21 protein-coding genes are annotated in these 22,801 nt (G+C 69.5%); 10 read left to right on the forward strand and 11 right to left on the reverse strand.

From position 1 onward, the window contains the following. Window positions 1-61: 61 nt before the first annotated feature. Genes NM1_RS17675 through NM1_RS17685 form a run of 3 tightly spaced genes read right to left on the reverse strand, consistent with a single transcriptional unit; the run spans window position 62 to window position 3,401 of the window. A complete protein-coding gene (locus tag NM1_RS17675; protein ID WP_068020843.1) occupies window positions 62-2,311 on the reverse strand; it encodes a heavy metal translocating P-type ATPase in 2,250 nt (749 codons plus the stop codon). Continuing rightward, window positions 2,308-3,195 (reverse strand): DUF8832 domain-containing protein, encoded by an 888-nt coding sequence (locus NM1_RS17680; protein ID WP_068020845.1) that lies wholly within the window; start codon window positions 3,193-3,195, stop codon window positions 2,308-2,310. The genes NM1_RS17675 and NM1_RS17680 overlap by 4 nt, the downstream gene beginning before the upstream one ends. Next, entirely contained in the window at window positions 3,195-3,401 is a 207-nt protein-coding gene (locus tag NM1_RS17685) for a heavy-metal-associated domain-containing protein (protein ID WP_068020846.1), read from the reverse strand. The genes NM1_RS17680 and NM1_RS17685 overlap by 1 nt, the downstream gene beginning before the upstream one ends. Before the next feature lie 162 nt (window positions 3,402-3,563). On the opposite strand from NM1_RS17685, the gene NM1_RS17690 reads away from it, so the two are divergent. Both NM1_RS17690 and NM1_RS17695 read left to right on the forward strand, forming a co-directional pair. Then, window positions 3,564-4,496, forward strand: a complete 933-nt coding sequence (locus tag NM1_RS17690) for a 4-(cytidine 5'-diphospho)-2-C-methyl-D-erythritol kinase (protein WP_068020943.1) — start codon at window positions 3,564-3,566, stop codon at window positions 4,494-4,496. 92 nt (window positions 4,497-4,588) lie between these two features. Continuing rightward, a complete protein-coding gene (locus tag NM1_RS17695) occupies window positions 4,589-6,385 on the forward strand; it encodes an ABC-F family ATP-binding cassette domain-containing protein (protein WP_068020849.1) in 1,797 nt (598 codons plus the stop codon). A gap of 1 nt (window position 6,386) precedes the next feature. Here NM1_RS17695 and NM1_RS17700 read toward each other — a convergent pair whose 3' ends face one another. After that, window positions 6,387-7,229, reverse strand: coding sequence for an Abi-alpha family protein (locus tag NM1_RS17700; protein WP_246010867.1), 843 nt, complete (start codon window positions 7,227-7,229; stop codon window positions 6,387-6,389). Beyond that, complete coding sequence (locus NM1_RS17705; RefSeq protein ID WP_084519736.1) at window positions 7,226-8,548, reverse strand: DUF445 domain-containing protein; 1,323 nt, start codon at window positions 8,546-8,548, stop codon at window positions 7,226-7,228. Before NM1_RS17705 ends, NM1_RS17700 begins: the two co-directional genes overlap by 4 nt. 258 nt (window positions 8,549-8,806) lie before the next feature. Between NM1_RS17705 and NM1_RS44045 the strand changes: the two genes are divergently transcribed. Together NM1_RS44045 and NM1_RS17715 are read left to right on the forward strand one after the other, a co-directional pair. After that, window positions 8,807-9,682, forward strand: a complete 876-nt coding sequence (locus NM1_RS44045; protein WP_084519737.1) for an Abi-alpha family protein — start codon at window positions 8,807-8,809, stop codon at window positions 9,680-9,682. 73 nt (window positions 9,683-9,755) lie between these two features. Next, window positions 9,756-10,280: a nuclear transport factor 2 family protein gene (locus NM1_RS17715; RefSeq protein WP_068020853.1), complete on the forward strand. Its 525-nt coding sequence runs from the start codon at window positions 9,756-9,758 to the stop codon at window positions 10,278-10,280. A gap of 2 nt (window positions 10,281-10,282) precedes the next feature. Here the strand turns inward: NM1_RS17715 and NM1_RS17720 are convergent, their stop codons facing one another. After that, complete coding sequence (locus NM1_RS17720; RefSeq protein ID WP_068020855.1) at window positions 10,283-11,899, reverse strand: peptide chain release factor 3; 1,617 nt, start codon at window positions 11,897-11,899, stop codon at window positions 10,283-10,285. A gap of 316 nt (window positions 11,900-12,215) precedes the next feature. Between NM1_RS17720 and NM1_RS17725 the strand changes: the two genes are divergently transcribed. Next, window positions 12,216-12,827, forward strand: coding sequence for a 50S ribosomal protein L25/general stress protein Ctc (locus tag NM1_RS17725; protein ID WP_068020857.1), 612 nt, complete (start codon window positions 12,216-12,218; stop codon window positions 12,825-12,827). Window positions 12,828-12,849: 22 nt separating this feature from the next. Continuing rightward, window positions 12,850-13,428, forward strand: coding sequence for an aminoacyl-tRNA hydrolase (gene pth / locus NM1_RS17730; RefSeq protein ID WP_068020860.1), 579 nt, complete (start codon window positions 12,850-12,852; stop codon window positions 13,426-13,428). Between the two features lie 7 nt (window positions 13,429-13,435). On the opposite strand, the gene NM1_RS17735 is transcribed toward pth, so the two are convergent. The 3 genes from NM1_RS17735 to NM1_RS17745 form a co-directional block, all read right to left on the reverse strand. Then, a complete protein-coding gene (locus tag NM1_RS17735) occupies window positions 13,436-15,079 on the reverse strand; it encodes a fatty acyl-AMP ligase (RefSeq protein ID WP_068020862.1) in 1,644 nt (547 codons plus the stop codon). Between the two features lie 117 nt (window positions 15,080-15,196). After that, on the reverse strand, window positions 15,197-15,628 hold the full coding sequence (locus tag NM1_RS17740; protein WP_068020864.1) for a VOC family protein: 432 nt from the start codon (window positions 15,626-15,628) through the stop codon (window positions 15,197-15,199). Beyond that, entirely contained in the window at window positions 15,625-16,827 is a 1,203-nt protein-coding gene (locus NM1_RS17745) for an aminotransferase class V-fold PLP-dependent enzyme (protein ID WP_084519738.1), read from the reverse strand. Before NM1_RS17745 ends, NM1_RS17740 begins: the two co-directional genes overlap by 4 nt. Window positions 16,828-16,977: 150 nt before the next feature. Here NM1_RS17745 and egtA point away from each other — a divergent pair, with 150 nt between their 5' ends. From egtA to egtD, 4 genes are read left to right on the forward strand one after another with little or no spacing between them, the layout of a single operon-like run. Then, window positions 16,978-18,240 (forward strand): ergothioneine biosynthesis glutamate--cysteine ligase EgtA, encoded by a 1,263-nt coding sequence (gene egtA / locus NM1_RS17750; RefSeq protein WP_068020866.1) that lies wholly within the window; start codon window positions 16,978-16,980, stop codon window positions 18,238-18,240. Window positions 18,241-18,289: 49 nt separating this feature from the next. Next, window positions 18,290-19,630: an ergothioneine biosynthesis protein EgtB gene (egtB, locus tag NM1_RS17755; protein ID WP_068020868.1), complete on the forward strand. Its 1,341-nt coding sequence runs from the start codon at window positions 18,290-18,292 to the stop codon at window positions 19,628-19,630. Then, window positions 19,630-20,679, forward strand: coding sequence for a class II glutamine amidotransferase domain-containing protein (locus NM1_RS44660; protein WP_068020870.1), 1,050 nt, complete (start codon window positions 19,630-19,632; stop codon window positions 20,677-20,679). Before egtB ends, NM1_RS44660 begins: the two co-directional genes overlap by 1 nt. Further along, on the forward strand, window positions 20,676-21,647 hold the full coding sequence (egtD, locus tag NM1_RS17765) for an L-histidine N(alpha)-methyltransferase (protein ID WP_068020872.1): 972 nt from the start codon (window positions 20,676-20,678) through the stop codon (window positions 21,645-21,647). Before NM1_RS44660 ends, egtD begins: the two co-directional genes overlap by 4 nt. Before the next feature lie 5 nt (window positions 21,648-21,652). On the opposite strand, the gene NM1_RS17770 is transcribed toward egtD, so the two are convergent. Both NM1_RS17770 and NM1_RS17775 read right to left on the reverse strand, forming a co-directional pair. Continuing rightward, window positions 21,653-22,297 (reverse strand): DUF2461 domain-containing protein, encoded by a 645-nt coding sequence (locus tag NM1_RS17770; RefSeq protein ID WP_068020874.1) that lies wholly within the window; start codon window positions 22,295-22,297, stop codon window positions 21,653-21,655. A gap of 62 nt (window positions 22,298-22,359) precedes the next feature. Then, on the reverse strand, window positions 22,360-22,680 hold the full coding sequence (locus NM1_RS17775; RefSeq protein WP_246010868.1) for a hypothetical protein: 321 nt from the start codon (window positions 22,678-22,680) through the stop codon (window positions 22,360-22,362). Window positions 22,681-22,801 lie beyond the last annotated feature (121 nt).

Genomic DNA, 22,801 nt, shown 5'->3' on the forward strand with positions numbered 1-22,801 from the left:
CGGCAGATGCCGAACGGACCGCCCGGCCGGGCGGCCGAACGGTCCGTTCGAGTCGGTGCACTCAGCGGAACGAGCGCAGGCGCAGGCTGTTGCTGACCACGAAGACGCTGGACAGTGCCATGGCGGCACCGGCGAGCATCGGATTCAGCAGCCCGGCGGCGGCCAGCGGGATGGCCGCCACGTTGTAGCCGAACGCCCAGAACAGATTCCCCTTGATGGTGCGCAGGGTAGCCCGCGACAGGCGGATGGCCGCGGCGACGGTGCGCAGATCGCCGCGCACCAGGGTGATGTCGCTGGCCTCGATCGCCACGTCGGTGCCGGTGCCCATCGCCAGGCCGAGGTCGGCCTGGGCCAGGGCGGCCGCGTCGTTGACGCCGTCGCCGACCATGGCGACCACCTTGCCCTCGTCCTGCAGCCGCTTGACCACGTCCAGCTTGTCGCTGGGCAGCACCTGCGCGATCACCTCGTCGATGCCGACCCGGTCGGCGACGGTGCGGGCGGCCGCCGCGTTGTCGCCGGTCAGCAGGACCGGGGTGAGGCCCAGGGCCCGCAGGTCCGAGATCGCCTCGGCGCTGGTCGGTTTGATCGCATCCGCGATCACCAGCACGCCGCGGGCGATGCCGTCCCAGGCCACCAGGATGGCGGTGTGCCCGGCCTGCTCGGCCCGCGCCTTGGCCTCGGCCAGCGGTTCGGGCAGCGCGACCGACCAGTCCTCGAGCAGCTCGGTGCGTCCGATCACGACCGCGCGCTCGGCGACCATGCCCTGCACGCCCTTGCCGCCGTGGCTGACGAACTGCTCGACCGGATCGATCGACAGCCCGCGATCCTCGGCGCCATCGACCACCGCCTTGGCGACGGGGTGCTCCGAGCCGTGCTCCACCGCCGCGGCGACGCCCAGCAGCTCGTCGGCGTCGACGCCCGGCGCCGGAATCACCTCGGCCAGAGACATTTTCCCGGTGGTGACGGTGCCGGTCTTGTCCAGCACGACGGTATCGATGCGCCGGGTCGACTCCAGCACCTGCGGGCCCTTGATCAGGATGCCCAGCTGGGCCCCGCGGCCGGTGCCCACCAGCAGTGCGGTCGGCGTGGCCAGGCCCAGGGCGCACGGGCAGGCGATGATCAGCACCGCCACCGCGGCGCCGAACGCGGTCGACACCGCGGCGCCGCTTCCGAGCCAGAAGCCCAGTGCCGCAACGGAGATCGCGATGACGATCGGGACGAAGGTCCCCGACACCTGATCGGCGAGCCGCTGCACGGGTGCCTTGCCGCTCTGCGCGTCCTCCACCAGCTTGGCCATCTGGGCCAGCTGGGTGTCGGAGCCCACGCGGGTGGCGCGCACGGTCAGCATGCCGCCCGCGTTCACCGTCGCACCGACGACCTGATCCCCGGGCCCCACCTCCACGGGTACGGGCTCGCCGGTCAGCATGCTCATGTCGAGCGCCGAATTGCCGCTCACCACAACGCCGTCGGTGGCGACCTTCTCGCCGGGCCGCACCAGGAACTCCGTGCCGACCCGCAATTCGCCTACCGGAATACGGGTTTCGACGCCGTCGCGCAGTACCGCCACATCCTTGGCGCCGAGCTCGAGCAGTGCCCGCAGCGCCGAACCGGCCTTGTCCTTGGATCGCGTCTCGAAGTAGCGCCCGGCCAGGATGGCGACGATTACCACGGCCGTGACCTCGAAGTACAGCGCGGACGCGGAGTCGGTGCGCGCAATGGCGAGGCTGAAAGCGTGCTTCATTCCGGGCATTCCGGCGTCGCCGAAGAACAGCGCGTACACCGACCAGGCGAAGGCCGACAGGCTGCCCAGCGAGATCAGGGTGTCCATGGTCGCGGCGCCGTGCTTGGCGTTGACCCACGCGGCACGGTGGAAGCTCGCCCCGCCCCACACCACGATGGGCGCCGTGAGCGTCAGCGACAGCCACTGCCAGTTGTCGAATTGCAGCGCCGGGATCATGCCCATGGCGACCACCGGGATCGCCAGGGCCAGGCTGACCAGCAGCCGGTGCCGCAGTTGTGCGATCGGGCCCGGTGTCGAATCCTGTTCCGGCGCAGCGCTATCGGCCGTCGGGGCTACCGGCGCGGTCTCGTGCACCTGCGCGCTGTAGCCGGTATCGACCACCGTGTCGATCAGCTGGGCCGAGGTCACCGATTCCGGGAAGTTGACCTTCGCCTTCTCGGTGGCGTAGTTCACGGTGGCGCTCACGCCGTCGATCCTGTTGAGCTTCTTCTCGATTCGCGCCGCGCAGGAGGCGCACGTCATGCCGCCGATATCCAGCTCGATCGACTGCGCGGTGGCAGGGATGCTCATGAGTGCCCTCCTTCGTGATGTCCGGCGCCCGAGGTGGGGGCGGATGTGGGTGTCGCTTCGGTGAATTCCGCGGTGTGTACCGAACCTCCGTGCTGGAAGTCCAGATACAGACGGTACGTGCCCGCGGTGGGTGCCTGGGCGTGGAATGCCACGTCGGGCCCGGCAGGGGTCTTGCCGACCTCGCCCTGCGGGTGTACGTGCAGGTAGGCGAGGTCGCTCGTGCGCAGTGCCACCAGGTGCCCGTAGGCGCCCAGGTAGGGCTGCAGATCGGTGACCGGCTTGCCGTCGCGGGTGACGGTGAATTTCAGCTCGCCGCCCGCGGTGGTCAGGTCGCCGGTGCGGGTGACTCGATAGCCGTCCACCTCCGCGGTGCGTGACACGGGCGGCAGCGGCTTGTCGGCCGCCGGGCCCGCCACCCGCACCGTGCGGCTCAGGGTGAGATCCGGCCCACCGGCGGGGACGAAGTCGGCGAAGACCCGGTAGGTCCCGGGCTCGGCCCACTTCCAATCGATGGACCAGGTGCCGTCGGCCGCCATGACCGGATGTACGTGCCGGTACTGGCTCGCGTCGGACCGCACCACGATCAGGTGCAGGTCCTTGTCGTGCTGCGGGTCGAAGGCGGTGACCGCCGCGCCGTCCGGCCGCGTGACCCGGAACCGCAGGGCGCCAGGCTGATTCGGCTCGGTCGGGGCGGAGATCTCGGTGAGGGCGTAGCCGTCGCGGGCGGCGTCCAGGCCGGTCTCGGCGGTCGGGGTGGAGTGCGTGTCGCCGTGCCCGGGGGCCGGCCCGGACGGATCGCCCACCAGGGCTCCGATGCCGAGCGCGGCCCCGAACAGCACGACCAGGCCGCCGCCGAAGGCGGCGAACCTCAGCCTGTCGTTCATCAGCTCGCCACCTGATATCCCGCCTCGTCGACGGCGGCGACGACGTCGGCGTCCGCGACCGGCGCGGCGGACTCCACCTGGACCCGACCGCTCGCGAGGTCCACGTCGACGCTGGTGACTCCGTCGATCTTGCCGATCTCCTTCTGCACCGATCCGACGCAGTGGCCGCAGGTCATGCCGGTGACGGTGTAGGTGCTGGTCGCCATGATCGACTCCTTCGATGTCATCTAATACGGTGTGGGGGTATCGCCCCAACAAGAAAGAACATACCCCCCATGGGTACCTTGCGCAAGTGATCCGGGCCACCGGATCGTGTCGGCCGCCTCCGTGGCGACAGTTGTCACCCCGGCGCATTACGCTTGGAGCTCGTGCTTTCAGTTGTGCCCAGTCCCGTGGTCGTGCGGGCGCCCTCGAAGGTGAATCTGCACCTCGGGGTGGGAGATCTGCGTGAAGACGGGTACCACGAGCTGACCACGGTATTCCAGGCCCTGTCGCTGAGCGACGACGTGGAGATCGCGCCGTCGGCCTCGCTGACGGTACGGGTCAGTGGCGAGGGCGCCGCGGAGGTGCCGACCGATCGGACGAATCTGGTGTCCAAGGCCGCGGTGCGGCTGGCGCACCTGGCCGGGCGGGCGCCGCTGGTCGAGATCTCGATCCGCAAGGGGATCCCGGTGGCGGGCGGGATGGCCGGCGGCAGTGCCGACGCGGCGGCGGCGCTGGTCGGGCTGAACGAGCTGTGGGATCTGCGCCTGTCGCGCGACGAGCTGGCGGCGATAGCCGCCGAACTCGGCAGCGACGTGCCGTTCTCGCTGTTCGGCGGCACCGCCCTCGGGCGCGGCCGCGGCGAGAAGCTGCTGCCGGTGTTGTCCCGCAACAGCTTTCACTGGGTGCTGGCGCTGGCGAAGGGCGGCCTGTCCACCCCCGGGGTGTACCGGGAGCTGGACCGCCTGCGCGAGCAGGGCGACCCGCCGCGCCTGGGCGAACCGCAGCAGCTGCTGCAGGCACTGGCCTCCGGAGACCCTCAGCTGCTGGCCCCGCTGCTGGGCAACGACCTGCAGGCGGCGGCGCTGTCGCTGAAGCCGGAGCTGCGCCGCACCCTGCGCGCAGGGGTCACCGCGGGCGCACTCGCCGGAATCGTCTCGGGCTCCGGGCCCACCTGCGCGTTCCTGTGCGAGGGCGAGGAGTCCGCGGTCGCGGTCGCCGCGGAACTGTCCGGGGCGGGCGTCAGCCGCAGCGTGCGCACCGCCGCGGGCCCGGTCCCCGGCGCCCGCATCATCGGCGATACCCCGTCCCACGCCTGACGCCGCTCGGTAGAGCATGACCTCGTCGGCACCGAGATCCTGATCGGTACGCTTGCCTTCGGTAATCACCGGCGCAGCACACAGAAGGATTCATGGCCAACCTGATCAATCTCGAACAAGTCCACAAGAGCTTCGGCATCACGCCGCTGCTGGACGACGTTTCCCTCGGTGTGCAGGAGGGGGAGCGGATCGGGGTGGTGGGCCTCAACGGCGGTGGCAAGACCACGCTGCTGGAGGTGCTGACCGGAATCGAGCAACCGGACGGAGGCCGCGTGAGCCGCCGCGGCGATCTGCGTATGGCGGTGGTGACCCAGCGCGGCGTGCTCCCCGAGGGCGCGAAGGTCGGCGAGGTGGTGCTGGCCGGGCTGGCCGACGACGCGCGCACCGACGGCGTCGCCGAACACGAGTGGGCCGCCAACCCGCGCATTCGCACCGTGCTCGAGGGTATCGGCATCGCCGACCTGGGCATGGACGCGCCGGTGGCGAACCTCTCCGGCGGCGAGCGGCGCCGGGTGGCGCTGGCCGCGGCCCTGGTCCGCGAGCTGGACGTGCTGGTGCTGGACGAGCCGACGAACCACCTGGACGTCGAGGGCGTGCAGTGGCTGGCCGACCATCTGCTGTCCCGCCGCAGCGCGCTGGTGGTGGTGACCCACGATCGCTGGTTCCTCGATACCGTCGCGACCCGCACCTGGGAGGTCGTGGGCGGCAAGGTCGAGAGCTACGAGGGCGGCTACAACGACTGGATCTTCGCCCGCGCCGAGCGCGGGCGGCAGGCCGATGCCAGCGAGGCCCGCCGCCGCAATCTGGCCCGCAAGGAGCTGGCCTGGCTGCGCCGCGGCCCGCAGGCACGCACCTCGAAACCGCGCTACCGGGTGGAGGCCGCCGAGGCACTGATCGCCGACGTCCCCGCGCCGCGCGACACCGTGCAACTGGCATCGTTCGCGCGAAAGCGGTTGGGCCGCGTGGTGATCGAGCTGGAGGACGTCACCCTGACGGCCGGGCCCCGCGAATTGGCGCGCGACCTCACCTGGCGGCTGGCGCCCGGCGAGCGCGTCGGCCTGGTCGGCGTGAACGGCTCCGGCAAGACCACCCTGTTGCGTGCGCTGGCGGGTGAGGTGGAACCGGCCTCCGGCAAGCGGATTCAGGGCCAGACCGTGCGGATCGGCTGGCTGCGCCAGGAACTCGACGACCTGCCCACGGATATGCGTGTGCTGGAGGCGGTTTCCGATATCGCCGAGCGAACCATGCTGGGCGACAAGGAGATCTCCGCCGGTCAGCTGGCCGAGCGGCTCGGCTTCACGCCCGCCAAACAGCGCACGCCGGTGCGGGACCTGTCCGGTGGCGAGCGCCGCCGCCTGCAGCTGACCCGCATCCTGATGAGCGAGCCGAACGTGCTGCTGCTCGACGAGCCCACCAACGACCTCGACATCGACACCCTGCAGCAGCTCGAGGATCTGCTCGACGGCTGGCCCGGCACCCTCGTGGTGATCAGCCACGACCGCTACCTGATCGAGCGCATCTGCGATTCCACCTGGGCGCTGTTCGGCGACGGCAAGCTCACCAACCTGCCCGGCGGCATCGAGGAATACCTGCGCAAGCGCGCCGCGCTCAGCGCCTCGGCCCAGCGTCCCGCCACGAACGGATCGGCGAATCAGGCCGCCCCCGCGACGGATTCGGCCGCCTACCGCGCCGCCCGCAAGGAGTTCGGCCGACTCGAACGGGCCCTGGAGAAGCTGACCGACCGCGAGGCCAAGCTGCACGCGGCCCTCGCCGAGGCCGCCACCGACCCCGACAGACTGGTAACCCTCGGCGCCGAGCTGAAACAGGTCCAGGCGGAGAAGGAGTCGACCGAGGAGCGCTGGATGGAGCTGGCCGACGAGGTCGGATAGCTCACAGCGCCTGGTCCAGATGCGGCACCGGCAGGCAGGTGCGGACGAAATCCGTGCCGAACCTGGTCAGGGCGATGCTGCGGTAGATGATCTTGGTGCCGAAGCTCGAGCGCTTCAGTAGTCGGCGCACCTCGGGCTGGGACTCGAGGAGCTGATAGCGGGCCGGATTGTCGAGCGGGTCGCGGATCGACTCGACCAGGCCCAGCCTCCGCAGGTTGGTGAGGTAGGAGTCGACCCGGTCCGGGAAGCGCACCGCGGCATCCTCGCCGATCATGTTGAGCCCCGGCTCGATTCGCTGCGCCCCCGGGCTCAGCGGGCGTCCGGTGCGGACGTCCAGCGCCGGTTGCGCACCGTCCAGGTACAGGAATCGCAGGATGCGCGCCTCGTCGGGTGCGAGATCGGAGAGTATGCGCGCGAAGGCCGGATGATCGCCGTCGCCCTCGTGCACGCTCGCCGACATCCGCAGCAGCTCGGCGCCGCGTTCGCGCAGACTCGGCGCGGATTCGGCGACCGGGCTGCCGCCCGGCGGCGGGGGAATGCCGAGGGCGCGCCGCACCGAATCCCGCACCTGCTCACCGGCTTCCGACAGCACGTGGTGGGGCGGCCGCCCGGCCATGCTGCCCCGCACGACCGTGTCGGCGACGCCGAGCGCGGTGCCGACACCCCACGCCGTCGCCTCGGTGACCGCCGACAGCGCCACCCGCATCACGCCGGTCGCGGTGCGCACCGTGGAATGCCCTCGCGGGGTAGGGGTCTCGGCGGTGACGGCCAGCTCGGCGGCCGGACGTGGCACCAGTTCGGTGGTGGAATACTCGGCATCGTCGCCGGAGTCCGGTTCCGTCATATCCATTGCGTCGCAATCGCCGTTCCGAAGATCAGGATATGAGCGTAACCGGCGAACAGGCCCAGCACACCGCCGTGCAGGAACAAAAGCCACTCGTCCTGTTTGATCGCGGAACGCAGCATGTCCACGAAGTCCGGCGGCGGCAGCGCCGCCATCTGCTTGGCGATGTACTGGCTGACATTCTTGCTCTGCTGCGCGTTGAACGCCGGATCGGCGAACGCGACCGGCGCCAGGCTCTTGGCCTCGTCGGCGAAGCGGGTCTGCAGCGTCTCGTAATCGCGGCTGCCGATCATGAACTTCAACGCCCCGCGCGCCGGACCCAATGCCCGATCGGTCGCCGGGCGCAGCGTGTCCTCGAGGATCTGCATGGTGCGATCCGATCGCGGCCCGTTGAGCAACTCGTCCCCGACGTTGGCGACGGTCATGACCTGGCTCGCCACCAGATCCGCGTACCCCTCGGTGATCTCCGGCTGCCGTTTGATCAGCAGGCCCTGCCGCCAGGGGCACCACCACTTCGGATAGGCCGGAGCGAAGATCAGATTGATGCCGATCCAGTTCACCACCCAGCCGATGATCACCCCGCCCACCGGCAGCACCACCATCGTCGGCCAATGCGTCAGATGCAGGATGGCGACCAGCACCGCGCCCATCGGCGCGCCGAAGTAGAAGCCGAAGTTCTGCATGAACCGCAGCTCCTTGGCGCCCAGCACCTGGAACACCATGTTCAGCAGCTGCGGCCGCGACTGGAAATAGCGGATCACCATCGACTTGACGTCGATCAGCTGCTCGATGTTGTTGCCGAGCTCCTGGGTCAGTTCGCGCAGGACGTCGGGCAGCTGCTGGCGGACCCGCTCGTGCACCATCTCCCGGATCTGCGTGGGCAGGTTGTACCAGAGCTGCGGGTGCTCGCGGATCGCGATGTCCTCGACGATGTCGCGAATCTGCTCCTCGGCGAGGGCGGTGAGATGTTCGGCGAGCGCGTCGGGCTCCAGCTCCCGATAGAAGTCGGCGACGCTGCCCAGCTTGGACAGGCCCTTGTCGACGGCGATCGACGCCATCTTGTCCGCGCGCGAGGGCACGATGCCCTGCCAGCCGGTCCGGCCGTCGTACTGCAGCAGCGGCAGCACCTGAATTCGCTTGGGCAGGTAGGGAAACAGCCAGCGCAGGCCCGGCACCCGGAAACCGTGGAAATGAATCGGCTTGAACAGCATCAGTACGCCGGTCCAGTTGGTGATGTAGCCGATGATGCCGGTGAACAGGGGGATGGTGATCAGTTCGAGCAATAAGGTCGGGTGGATATGAAAAACACTGTCAAGCACGACACCCTCCTGCCGACCCCAAACCGGTGACCGCCGCCTCAACGTACCCGTCGGCTGGGGGGACCTTACTGTGGATTCAGGAATTGGGTCCAATTCGAGGGGGATCTGGTCCACAGCGGCCGGAGGTGGGAGACTTCGGTCACATAGGCTGCCCGGAATGTCGCATCGGACATCGGGTACCTGAAGAATGACCACCACCACAGCGGCGGCAATAATATGAACGGACTCCCGCTCACCTAGGCATATTCGGAGAAGCACGTGGCAGACGACAGGACCGGACAGGATGTGGTCCGACCCGGTTCCCGCGCCGTGGAACGCAGCTCGGATGTGGAGCAGCGGCAGATCAGCAACGAGGCCCGCCTGATCCGAGGCGTCTTCCGCGCGGCCGGGCTGGCCGCCGGCACCGCCGTGCGCGGCGGGCAGTGGGCGGTCGGCACCACCTACGAGGTCACCAAGGAGATCACGCAGGCCGCCATCAACGGCGAGTCTTCCGCGGATATCGCGGAGCGGGCGGGCGCGGCCCTGCAGTCGGTGGCCCGCAATATCCTCGGCGTCACCGAGGGTTCGGTCCGCGAGATCGTCAGCTATGTGCCGACCAACAACGGCCACGCCCCGCAGCCCATCCCCGGCGGATACGTCCGGTCCGCCAGCCTCGACGACCTGCGCCGCCGCGGCGAGGCGCTGCTGGCCCGGTCGGCGGACGTCTACTTCACCGAGGACGTGCACCCGGCCTACGACCGCATCCTCGATCAGATCGCCCCGGACGAGGCCCGCATCCTGCGCTTCATGGCGCTCAACGGCCCGCAGCCTTCGGTGGATGTGCGCACCAACCGGCCGCTGGGCATCGGCTCGGAGCTGGTGTCGGGCGACCTGACCTCGGTGCCGGAGCAGTCGGGCGTGCGCTACCCCGACCGCGCCCGGCTGTACCTGATCAACCTCAACCGGCTCGGGCTGCTGGTGACCTCCGACGATCCGGTGGTGCTGAGCCGCTACATGGTGCTCGAGGTGCAGCCGGTGGTGGAATCGGCGCTCAAACAGGCCGGTCGGGTGCCCAAGATCGTGCGAAAGAGCCTGCGCCTGACCGAGTTCGGCGAGGACTTCTGCAAGACCTGCTTCAGTATCAACGGGTCGTAACGCTTCCGATAGCAATCCGATACAAATTTCCCGATCCGCGCAGTTCCGGCACAACGGATGGGATTGTGGAGGTATGGACACCGATGCCGTCTCCGCGATCAGCCGGCTGAAGTTCCGCTATCTGCGGGCACTCGACACCAAGTCCTGGGACGACTTCGCAGACACCTTGATTCCCGAGGCGACGGCGACCTACAGCGAGTACCTGCAGTTCGAATCGCGCGACGCGTTCCTGGCGTTCATGCGCAACACGCTCGGCCCGCACGTGATCACCGAACACCGCTGTGACCATCCCGAGATCGACGTCGACGGCGACAGCGCGACCGGCACCTGGTACCTGGCCGACACCGTGCTCATCCCCGCCCACAACATGCTGCTGCGCGGGGCCGCGTTCTACAACGACCAGTACGTGAAGTGCGACGACGGCAATTGGCGCATCGCCCACACCGGCTACGAACGCACCTACGAGGTGGTGCTGTCGCTGTCGGATCTCCCCAGCCTGCGGTTGACCTCGAGCCGCTGGGGATTGATCGCTCGCGAGCCGGGCATGGCACCGGATTCCGAAGGCCCGCCTCCGGACGCCGCCGAAACCATGGGCTGAATTCAGTCGGTGGCCGCGACCAAAGGCTCCAATGTCAGCTCCGACATCTCCTTCTGGATGTACTGGAACCGCCACTTGTCGCTGAACAGGGCCAGGATCGCGCCGTCGGTGCGGGTGAAGACCTCGACTCCGCGCTGGCGGTCCAGCTCGGGCGCCGACGCGGCGTCGGTGCGGCGGGCCAACTGGTACGGCAGGAAGTCGAGCTGGGTCTCGACGTTGAACTCCGCCTGCATGCGGGCGGTGACCACCTCGAACTGCATCGGACCGACCGCGGCCAGCACGGGGGAGGCGTCACCGCGGGTGTCGTTGCGCAGCACCTGCACCACGCCCTCCGAGTCCAGCTGGTCGATCGCCTTGCGGAACTGCTTGTACTTGCCGGCGCTGCGGGCGCGCAGCGTGGCGAAATGCTCGGGCGCGAACGACGGGATCGGCGGGAACTGCACCTTCTTGTCCACGAACAGGGTGTGGCCCGGCGCGAGCGCGGTCGCGTTCACCAGGCCGACCACATCGCCCGGGTAGGCGGTGTCGACGGTGGCGCGTTCGCGGCCGAACACGGTCAGCGCGTACTTGGTCGCGAAGGGCCGCCCGGTCTGCGCGTGGGTGACGACCATGCCGCGCTCGAATTCGCCGGACACGATCCGCATGAAGGCCAGCCGGTCGCGATGGGCGGTGTCCATGCCCGCCTGCACCTTGAACACGACCGCGCTGAACGGGTCGCCCGGTTCGCGCGGGGTGCCGTCGACGTCGGCGCGCGGGCCGGGTGCGGGCGCCAGCGCGACCAGGGTGTCCAGCAGCTGGCGCACGCCGAAGTTCAGCATGGCCGAGGCGTAGATGACCGGCGAGGTCTGCCCGGCCAGGAACATCTCTTGATCGTGGTCCTGGCCGGTGGCCGAGAGCAGTTCGCTCTCCTCGGCGGCGGTGGTCCACACCTCGCCCTCGCGCTCGGCGGCCTGCTCGGGGCCGTAGGACTCCTCGGGTGCGATGGTGGCACCGCCCGCGGTGCGGGTGAAGTGCACGTATTCGGTGGCCGCCCCCTCGTCGCCGCGGCGCAGCAGGCCGCGGAAGTCGCCCGCGATCCCGACGGGCAGGAACAGCGGGGTGGGGATGAGGCCGATCCGCTCGTTGATCTCGTCGAGCAGCTCCAGCGGCGCGCGGCCCGGGCGGTCCCACTTGTTGATCACGGTGATGACCGGGATGCCGCGGTGGCGGCACACCTGGAACAGCTTCAGCGTCTGCGGCTCGAGGCCCTTGGCGGCGTCGATGAGCATGACCGCGGCGTCGACGGCGGTCAGCACCCGGTAGGTGTCCTCGGAGAAGTCCGAGTGGCCGGGGGTGTCGACGAGATTGATCACGCACCCGTCGTATTCGAACTGCAGCGCGGTCGAACTCACCGAGATGCCGCGGGCCTTCTCCATCTCCATCCAGTCCGAGACCGTCGAGCGGCGGCCGGACTTGCCGTGGATGGCGCCCGCCTCGGCGATCTTCTTGGCATGCAGCGCCAGGGCCTCGGTGAGCGTGGATTTACCCGCGTCGGGGTGCGAGATCACCGCGAATGTGCGCCGCCGCGCCACCTCTTCGGCCAACCCGGACGCGGGCGCACTGGCAGCAGGGGAATTCACGGGGGAGAGCTCCTCTTGGCAGGACGGGGCAACCGTTCCAGGGTACTCGACCGGCTTCCGGGCCCCTCGATGCTCCCTTCCTTCGTAAATCCGGCGCGCCGGAAATGCCAGGGGGAGGCCCGATGCGGAGGCGTGTCGCCTGCGTGCTAATCTCTTCGGGTTGTCTCGGCGAGGGTGAGTCCTTGTGCACACCGTGATCGACGTGGCCCGGCTTCCGGCCGTCCTCGTTCGGTCTTCGCCCGACGAGCAGACCTCAGCCAGGATCAGCCCCTGGCAGCACGTAGACCGCCCGGAGAGCCGTAGGAGTTCATCAGTCATGTCCGACGCCAGCCTTCTCGAAGCCACCGTCCGCACCGAGTTCGGCAAGGGCGCCGCGCGCCGCACCCGCCGGGCCGGCAATGTGCCCGCCGTGCTGTACGGCCACGGCGCGGCCCCGCAGCACCTCTCGGTCGACGCGCAGGCGTTCGCCGCCATCCTTCGCCAGCACGGCGCCAACGCGGTGCTGAGCCTGGAGATCGACGGCAAGAAGCAGCTCGCGCTGACCAAGTCCGTTGTGGTGCACCCGATCCGCCGCTACATCGAGCATGCCGACCTGCTGACCATCAAGAAGGGCGAGAAGGTCGTCGCCGACGTGCACGTCGTGCTGACCGGCGACGCCGCCGCGGGCACCCTGGTCACCCAGGACGCCACCACGCTGTCCATCGAGGCCGACGCGCTGAACATCCCCGAGGAGATCGAGGTTTCGGTCGAGGGCATCGAGGCCGGTACCCAGATCACCGCGGGTGAGATCGCGCTGCCGAAGGGCGTCACCCTGTCCGGCGATCCGGAGACCTTGATCGTCAACATCATCACCGCCCCGGCCGCCGAGGCCGAGGGTGAGGGTGAGGGCGAGGAAGAGGCCGCCGCCGAGGGCGAGAGCGCCGAATAAGACAGTCACCCAACGGTTTTCGATGACCGAGCCGAATCAGCCGGCGCTCGTGGTCGGGCTGGGTAACCCCGGTGCCGAATACGAGCGCACCCGGCACAATGTCGGTTTCATGGTCGCCGATGTGCTCGCCGCGCGCATCGGCGGCCGGTTCACCGTGCACAAGAAGTCGGGCGCCGATCTGCTGGAGGCCCGGCTGGACGGGCGCAAGGTGCTGATCGCCAAGCCGCGCTCGTATATGAACGTCTCCGGCCGTCCGGTCGCGGCCCTGGCCCGGTTCTTCTCGGTGCCGCCCACCGAGGTGATCGCCATCCACGACGAGCTCGATCTGCCGTTCGGCACGATCCGCCTCAAGCGCGGCGGCGGCGAGGGCGGCCACAACGGATTGCGTTCCGTCTCCAGCTCCCTGACCACCAAGGACTATCTGCGGGTGCGGTTCGGCATCGGCCGCCCGCCCGGCCGCCAGGACCCGGCCGACTTCGTGCTGAAGCCGTTCTCCTCGGTGGAACGCAAGGAACTCCCGGTGTGCGTCGAACAGGCCGCCGACGCGGTCGAACTCCTCCTGCGCGTCGGCCTGGAACCGGCGCAGAACCAGTTGCACTGAACGACTTTCAGGGTCGTACGGCGGTGGCCGAGCGCCGCAGCTTGCCGGACGACGTCTTCGGGAGGGCGCCCGGGCCGAGGACGGTCACGCTGCGGGGCCGGGCGCCGACCTCCGAGAACACCGCGTGCACGATGTCGTGTTCGATGCGGTGGACCTCGGCTGGATTCTGGTGGTCGTTGCTCTCCACCACGACCGCGAAGCTTTCGCGCTGCTGCCCGGCGTCGAGACGGACCGCGACGGCATTGCCCGGGCGAACTCCCTTGACGCGCAAGGCGGCTCGCTCGATATCGGTGGGGAAGATATTGCGGCCGCCCATGATGATGACGTCCTTGATGCGACCGCACACCACGATCAGTCCCTCGTCGGTGAAGTAGCCGATGTCTCCGGTGTCGAACCAGCCCGCCTCGTCCAGGGCGGGCCGGAAGCCCTCGACGGTCACATATCCGGAGGTGACCGCGCGACCGCGGACCTCGATCACCCCGACGCTCCGGGTCGGCAGCGGCGTCCGTTCGCCGTCGACCACCCGGCCCTCGAGCTCGTCCACCAGGTAGCCGAGCGTGGGCAGCCGCCGCACCGCCCCGCGATGGGCGCGCGGATCGTGGACGGGTACGGCCTTGCCCAGCGCCTCCAGCAGGTCGGCGTCCACGATGTCGAGCACCATGCCGTGGCCGGGATCCGGAATCGACACCGCCAGTGTGGTTTCCGCCATGCCGTACACGGGGGTGACGGCCGTCGCGGCGAGGCCGAAGCGCTGTCCGGCCGCGGCGAGCGTATCCATGGTGTCGGGGTCGACCGGTTCCGCGCCGTTCCACATGTAGCGCACGCTGCGCAGGTCGACCGCCCCGTCGTCGGCCTGGTTCAGTCTGCGGGCCAGCAGCGCGTAGGCGAAATTCGGTGCGGCGGTGACCGTTCCGCGGTACTTGGTGATCAGCTCGGCCCACAGCAGCGGGCGGTGCAGGAAGTCCAGCGGGGTCACGCACACCACCTCGGCGCCGAATTGCATGGGCACGCTGAGGAATCCGACCATGCCCATATCGTGGAACAGCGGCAGCCAGCTCACCATCACGTCATGGTCGAGCTGGAACTTCACCCGATCGAACATGGCGTAGGCGTTGGTGCGGAAGTTCTCGTGCGTGATCCGCACCGCCTTGGGGGAGCCGGTGGATCCGGAGGTCAACTGCTGCAACGCGATATCGGATTCGGTGGTCGGCAGCGGATCGGTGTCTGGGCCGCCGTGCAGGTCGCCGACGGGCACGACGGTGATGCCGCGCTCGACCAGCAGCGGTGCGGCCGCGTCGAACGGTGCGCCCAGCACGACCGCCCGGGCGCGGATCATGTGCAGCACGGTCTCGGTGTCCTGCGCCCACCGCATCAGGTCGGTGCGCGGCGTGGGCTGATGCAGCATGGTGATCGATGCGCCGCGCATCCAGATCGCCTGGCAGGCGGGCGCGATGTCGACCGGCATCCCGGCCAGCACCCCGACCGCGTCGCCGTGGCCGATACCGGCCCGCGCCAGCCCGCCCGCCATGCGCCGGGCGATCCGGTGCACCTCGCCCCAGCCCTGCCGCCGCGGCGCGTCCGGCTCTCCGGTGACCAGTCCGCGGGCGGTGCGCCGCGCGGTCGCGTACATCTCGTCGGTGAACAGGCTCACGATCGACTCCCCTCGGACGCAATACCCGCGAGCGGAGCCGAGCGGGAGCGTGGGCGGGCCCCACTCGACCCCACACTGCGACTACGGCCCGCGCGGCCCCGGGGTTCACGACACGGGTCAATCCTCGGGGATCGCGGGCATGGGGAGGCCGTCGAGGAAGTCGGGTTGGCGGGCGGCGTCCACCAGTTCGATGCGGGCGCCGATGCTGTCGACCCGGTGGTAGGCGAACGACCGGCCGTAGGGGCAGCCGGAGAAGTCGACCGGGAAGCCCTGCCGCTCGAGTCGCCCGGAACCGGCGGTGATCGACGTGGTCCAGAATCCCAGGTGATGGAAGTGCGGCCCGGCGGACGGATCCCACGGGCTGCCCGGCCCGGCCTCGATGAGCTCGACATACGGTGGGTCGCCCGCGGAGAACACGATGCGGAAGTCCCACTCCCCGACGCGATCTCGACGAATCTCCCGCCAGCCCATGCCGACGCTCGCCGTCATGTCGGCCATCGCCCGCTCGAGCTCGGGCACGGCGAAACACACGTGGTAGAGGCCGGTCATGAGCGGTGGCCGGGGCTCAGGGCGGCGACGGCGTCGACGAAGCGGTCCAGTTCGTCGGTGGTGACGAAGCAGTGCGGCGAGGCGCGGACCACCGCGTCGAGACCGCGCGAGGTCATGTCGAGCAGGGTGGAGCCGCGGTGGCTGACCGTGACGGTGATGTCCTGGTCGCGCAGGCGATCTCGGACCTCGGTCGGCGGCACGTCGTCCACGGTGAACGACACGATGCCGCTGTGCAGGGTGCCGATGTCCCGCACGGTCACGCCGGGCACCTGCGGCAGCGTCTTGCGCAGGTGCCCGGCATTGGCCGCGACCCCGGCGTAGACATTCGCGGGGCCCAGCTCGAGCAGATATCGCACGGCGGCGCCGAGGCCCAGGCGTGCGGCGACATCGTGCTCCCAGAACTCGAAGCGGGTGGCGTCGGGCGTCAGGCGGTATTCCTGCGGCCCGGTCCATTGCGCACTGTGCAGATCCAGGCGCGCGGGCTCCATCGTCGCGGCCAATTCCGGTCGCACATAAAGGAATCCGGTGCCGCGCGGCCCGCGCAGCCACTTGCGGCCGGTCGCCGACAGCGCGTCGACGTCGAGCGCGGCGACATCGATCGGAATCTGTCCCACCGACTGGCAGGCGTCCAGCAGCACCATCGCGCCCACGCGGTGTGCGATCCGGGTGGCCTCGGCGACCGGGTTGACCAGGCCGCCGTTGGTCGGCGCGTGCAGCAGCGACACCAACTTCACCCGCTCGTCGACCAGTCCGGCGAGGGCGTCGAGATCGATCTGCCCGGTCCCGTCGCTGGGGATGGCCTCCACCACCGCTCCCGTGGCGCGGGCGCGCTGCAGCGCGGCGATGGCATTGCTGGCGTAATCCGCGCCCGACACCAGGATGCGGTCACCGGCGGACAGCGGAATCGAATAGAAGAAGTCGGCCCAGGACCGGGTTGCGCTGTCGCTCAAGGCGATCCCCGACGGGTCGGCGTTGACGAGGGAACCGATCGCGGACTTGACGGCGTGCAGATCGTCCAGTCGTTCGGCGGCCGCCCGGTAGCCGCCGATCTCGGCCTCGCGGCGCAGGTGATCGACCACCGTGTCGACCACGATCCGGGGCGGCAGCGACGATCCGGCACTGTCGAGGAATACCGGTGACGGCCGGGCGGCGTCGTCGTAGGCGGGGATGTCGGCGCGGAGGCGAGTCTGGTCCAGCACCTCACCGACGATAGAAGACGCCGCGGAGGGATTGATGTTTGCCCTGGTAGGGGGTGGTGGTAGGGGGACCGTCACAAATTTTTCAGACTACTTGTCGGTAGCCCCCATTATTCTGGTTCGGGTCGGCGGAAGGCGGTTGGCATGGCAGTCATGGCGGTAAGAGCCCCGATCGGCGCGGGCGCCGGCTTCTCGTCCCGGGCGGTGGCCGAGGCCTACGTCGGTGGTGTCTGCTTCAAACAGGGCCCACCGACGCTGATCGGCGCCGAACTGGAGTGGCTCACCGCGCAGGGTGGGTCTTCGGCGCCGGGCGCGCGTCCCGAGCTATCGGTGCTCGCGGATGCCCTCGGACCGTACGCGCCGCGGTCCGTCGCCCCCGATTCTCCGGCTCTGCCGCTGCCAGGGGGCAGCCGGGTCACCGTCGAACCCGGTGGTCAGATCGAACTTTCCAGCGCCCCGTTCGGGGCCGCTTCCGAATTGTGTGAGCACCTGCGCGACGATGCGCGGCACCTGGAGAAGTTGCTCCACACCCATTCCATTCGCACCGTCTCGGCCGCCGCCGATGCCGCTCGACGTCCGTCGCGCGTGCTGCAGCTGCCGCGCTACCAGGCCATGGAGCGCTGTTTCGACGGCATCGGGCCGTTCGGCCGACTCATGATGTGCAATACCGCCGCGACGCAGGTGAGTGTCGACGCGGGCGCCGACCGGGCCGAGGTGGCGGCCCGCTGGACCGCGCTCTACGCCATCGGCCCGGCGCTGCTGGCGGCCTTCGCCTGTTCGCCGGACCTGCACGGTGCGCCCACCGGCGCGTGGGCCTCGCAGCGCATGCGGGCCTGGCTGCGGCTCGATCACGCGCGCACCCGCCCATCGGTGCAGCACTGGTCCGATCCGGTGACCGAATACTCGCGCTGGGCGCTGGACGTGCCGCTGCTGTGCGTGCGCCGGACCGACGGCGAGGGCGACTGGGCCGCACCGCCCGGCGCCACCTTCGCCGACTGGCTGTGCGGCGCCCTCGACGAGGAGGTCGGGCGCCGCCCCGAGGAGGCCGATCTCGACTACCACCTCAGCACGATGTTCCCGCCGGTGCGGGCCTCGGGGCATCTCGAGGTGCGCTATCTCGACGCGCAGCCTGGCGAGAGCTGGAGCGTGCCGATTCACGCCCTCGACGCGTTGATGTCGACACCGGCCGTGGTCGCCGAGGCCACCCGGGTGACGGCCCCGGTCGCGGGGCAGTGGCTGGAGGCGGCACGCGGCGGCCTGGCCGATCCGCAGATCCGTTCGGCCGCAGTCGATCTCCTCACGCTGGCCGCCGCGCACGCCGCGACGCCGGAGGCGGCCGACGAACTGCACGCGGCCGCGGACCGATGTCGCAAGGGGTGCATGCCCACGGGCGAAGCCGCCGCCTGCGGCGATTGATGCGGCCCAGGCACTACACAGTACGGCTCGACGAATTCGGAGCTCTCTCATGACTGTTCAACTCACCGGCACCGACCGCGCCGAAACCGAGCGGCTGCGCGAGCAGATCGCGGAGGTGCTCATGCGGTCGCGGGCGCGCACGGCCGCGCTGACCGACTGCATCGACGAGGCGGAGCTGGTGGCGCAGCATTCGCGACTGATGAGCCCGCTGGTGTGGGATCTGGCGCATATCGGCAACCAGGAGGAGCTGTGGCTGGTGCGCGATGTCGGCGGCCGGGAACCGGTGCGCGCCGATATCGATCACCTCTACGACGCGTTCCGGCATCCCCGGGCGGATCGGCCCGCGCTCCCGCTCCTGACCCCCGACGAGGCGCGTGGATATGTGGGCTCCGTGCGGTTGAAGGTGTGGGATGTGCTGTCGCACAGCGCATTGCGGGGCGCACGGCTGGTCGACGGCGGCTTCGCGTTCGGAATGATCGCCCAGCACGAGCAGCAACACGACGAGACCATGCTGGCCACCCATCAGCTGCGGACCGGTGCGGCGGTGCTGTCCGCGGCGCCGACGCCGACGGCACCGATCGCCGTGTCCGGCGAAGTCGTGATTCCCGCAGGCGAATTCACGATGGGGACGTCGACCGATCCGTGGGCGCTGGACAACGAGCGCCCCGCGCATCCGGTGCATGTGCCCGGATTCGCGATCGATGCCGCACCGGTGACGAATGCGCGGTATCAGGAGTTCATCGAGGACGGCGGCTACGAGCGGCCCGAGCTGTGGTCCGAGCGCGGGTGGGCGCATCGGCGCGAGGCGGATCTCGGCGCGCCGCAGTTCTGGCAGCGAGATGGTGGAAATCGGTGGTGGCGACGGGTTTTCGGGACGATGGAACCGGTCCGGCCGCAGCAGCCCGTGGTGCACGTGTGCTGGTTCGAGGCCGAGGCCTTCGCCGCCTGGGCCGGTAAGCGCCTGCCCACCGAGGCCGAATGGGAGAAGGCGGCGCGGTTCGATCCGGAGGCCGGGCGGACCCGTCGCTACCCCTGGGGCGACGCCGATCCCACCGAGGCCACGGCGAATCTCGGCCAGCGACATCTGGAACCGGCCGATGTCGGCGCGTATCCGGCGGGTGCGTCCCCGGCGGGCGTGCATCAGCTGATCGGCGACGTCTGGGAGTGGACCGCTTCCGGTTTCGAGGCCTACCCGGGTTTCGAGGCGTTCCCGTACCGCGAGTACTCCGAGGTGTTCTTCGGCGGCGACTACAAGATGCTGCGCGGCGGCTCCTTCGGCACGGATCCGGTCGCGTGCCGCGGCACCTTCCGCAATTGGGACCATCCGATCCGCCGCCAGATCTTCTCCGGTTTCCGCCTGGCCCGCGACCTCCGCCCGGACGAGCGCTGATGTGCCGCCATCTCGGCTACCTCGGCCCGCCCGTCCCCGTCGGCGATATCCTCACCCGCGGAACACATTCCTTGCGCGCCCAGTCCTGGGCGCCCCGGGAGATGCGCGGGGGCGGGACGATCAACGCCGACGGATTCGGCGTCGCGTGGTGGGTGCCGGTGGCGGTTCCAGCGGATGCCGTTCGCGACCCGGGGGCACGCGACCGCCGGGGGGAACTGTCCGGAACCAACGGCGCGACTCACACGACCGGGCGTACTGGTGTGATGGCCTCTCGATACCGGAATCCGGCACCGATCTGGACCGACCCGGCCGTCGAGGAGGTGCTGCCGCAGCTGCGGTCCACGGCCGTGCTGGGTGCGGTGCGATCGGCGACAGTCGGTATGCCCGTGGAGCGCACCGCGTGCGCCCCGTTCACCCACGGCCGCTGGGCATTCAGCCACAACGGCGTCGTCCCGGACTGGAAGCGCGTGCTCACCGACGTGGCCGCCGAATTCGGAACACCCACACTGCTGGACGCCGAATCCGCCACCGATTCCGCCGTGTTGTGGGAGATCCTGCGCGGACTACTCGAATCACCGGGTTTGCCGACCGATTCTGGCGACGTGGTCGAAAGTGACGTTGGCCCTGCGAGGTGGAGCCAGCCGACGTGGGCGCAGCGGAAGACAGACGATTCGGCGAGCAGTGCTACGGCTGCCTGGCGTAGCTCGAGTTCTTCGGCGGTCGACGATGTCGCACTCACGCCAGAAGCGCTTGTGCGACAGGCAGATCCCGCGACCGCCTTACGCCTGCTGGCGCGCGCCGTGCTGACCCGCGCGCCCCGGGCACGCCTGAACCTGCTGCTCGGCGATGGCGAAACCCTGTGGGCCACAATCGTTTACCACTCGTTGTCGGTGCTGGTCACCGACGACGTGGCGGTGGTGGCCTCCGAACCCTACGACGACGATCCGCGCTGGCAGGCCATCGCGGACCGGCAGCTGGTGACCGCGCGACCCGGTCACCTGGCCGTCGATTCTCTGCAATCCGATGAATCCGAAAGGGCGCGTTCATGACCGCACCGACGCTGGAGATCCACCTGACCGACGACGACCTCACCGCGGCGCTGCGGTCGGACGCCCGGCTCGGCCTGTCCTCGACACCGAAGTGGCTGCCGCCCAAGTGGTTCTACGACGCCCGGGGCAGCGAGCTGTTCGAAGCCATCACGCAGCTGCCCGAGTACTACCCGACCCGGACCGAGCGCGCCCTACTGGAGCGGGTGGTCGGCGAGATCGCCCGCATCGCCCAGGCCGAGGTGCTGGTCGAGCTGGGGGCGGGCTCGGCCGCCAAGACCAGGCTGCTGCTCGACGCGCTGAGCAGTGGAGGCCCGCTGAAAACCTATGTTCCGCAGGATGTCTCGGTTTCGGCGCTGCGCGGCGCCGCCGAACAGGTCGGCGTGGAGTTCCCCGGACTGGCCGTGCACGGCGTGGTCAGCGACTTCACCGACACCCTGCACAACCTGCCCCGCGGCGGCCGCCGCATGATCGCCTTCCTGGGCGGCACGCTCGGCAATCTGGTCCCGGCCGAGCGCGCCGAGTTCCTGTCCGGCATCCAGGAGGTGCTCGAACCGGGGGAGCAGTTGCTGCTCGGCGCGGGCCTGGTGATCTCTCCCGACGTGCTGGTGCCGGCCTACGACGACGCCGCCGGAGTGACCGCCGAGTTCAACCGGAATGTGCTGCACGTGTTGAACTCCCGGCTGCGCGCCGACTTCGATCCGGACGGCTTCCGGCACGTGGCGCTGTGGGACGCGGAGAACGAGTGGATCGAAATGCGTCTGGAGGCCACCCGCGGGATGACCGCCACGGTCGCCGATCTCGATCTCACGGTGCATTTCGACGCCGGTGAGCAGATGCGCACGGAGATCTCCGCCAAGTTCCGGATCGACGGCCTCACAGCGGAACTGAACGCCGCCGGGTTCGACACCGAACAGGTGTGGACCGATCCCGACGACCGCTTCGCCCTGGTCCTGGCAGCCCGTCGCTGAATCCGTCAGCGACTGAGTTCTCCCACCACCGCGCCCAGCCACTCGACGATCGGGCGCATGGTCTCCCAGGACTTGCGGATCTCCTTCGCCGCGCGCGGCGTCTCCAGCCAGTCGGGGGCGCCGAACTCCTTGCTGACCACCAGCGATTTGTGCCGGAGCAGGTCGATGCGCGGGTGGTCGGCGGGGTAGCCCTTGGGGCGGGTCTTGAGCTTCTCGCCACCGAGGGTGTAGCCCGACCTCGTCACCTTGGCGAGGATCTTCTCCAGCTCCACCCCGCGCACCTCGTCATCGATGGTGCTGCGCAGGCGCGCAAGCTGTTCCGGGGAACCTCCGTACAGCCCACCGGCGACGAACAGACCCGGCGCGCCGATCTGGACGTACCAGCCCGCACCCTGCGCGGTGTGCACGACCGCACCCTGGTGGTTCTTGTACGGCGTCTTGTCCTTGGAGAATCGCACGTCACGGTACGGCCGGAAGATCTTGGCCGGGCCGAAGTCGGCCTCCAGCTCGGCCACCAGCGCCGCCATGGGCTCCTTCACGGCCTGCTCGTAGACATGCTTGTTGGCGCTCCAGAACGCCTTCGAATTATCGGCCTCGAGATCCTCGTAGAAGTCCAGCCCCGCAACCGGGAACCCCGCGAACGTGCTCATGGGTCAAACCTAACCCTGCGTCCCCTTCTCTTCATGTCCCGGCGTGCTTTTTGCCGGGCCACTCAGTCCTTGGGCTCGTTGCGGACCTCGATGGCGGCCACCTCGGCCGGGCGCTCGTCCTCCGCGCGCTCCTCGTCGCGGTGGCGGCGGCGCGTCCACTCCTGGTCGAGCTCGCTGGCGATGCCCAGGCGGCCGGTGTCCTCGTTCTCGTGGTAGCGGATGACCAGGTCGTCGGGCGGGTCGGTGATGTAGCGCTCGTACTCGCGAACCTCGTCGGCCTGGTCGTCCTCGCCCATGTCGTAGTCCAGGTTCTCGCGCTCGTCGTCGCCCATCTCGAACACCTCGTCCATCAACCGGTTGTCGTCGTCGGGTCCGTCGGCCATGGTGCCCACCTCTCTCGCAGGCCAGCTCACCGGTAGCAAACCACCGTGAACTACCTACAACGCTACCGCCGATCGCGCAGGAAGTGGAGGGCAGACGCTCCGGACCGGCGGCGATCGGGCT

The organism is Nocardia mexicana NBRC 108244, from assembly GCF_001613165.1.
GTDB lineage: Bacteria > Actinomycetota > Actinomycetes > Mycobacteriales > Mycobacteriaceae > Nocardia > Nocardia mexicana.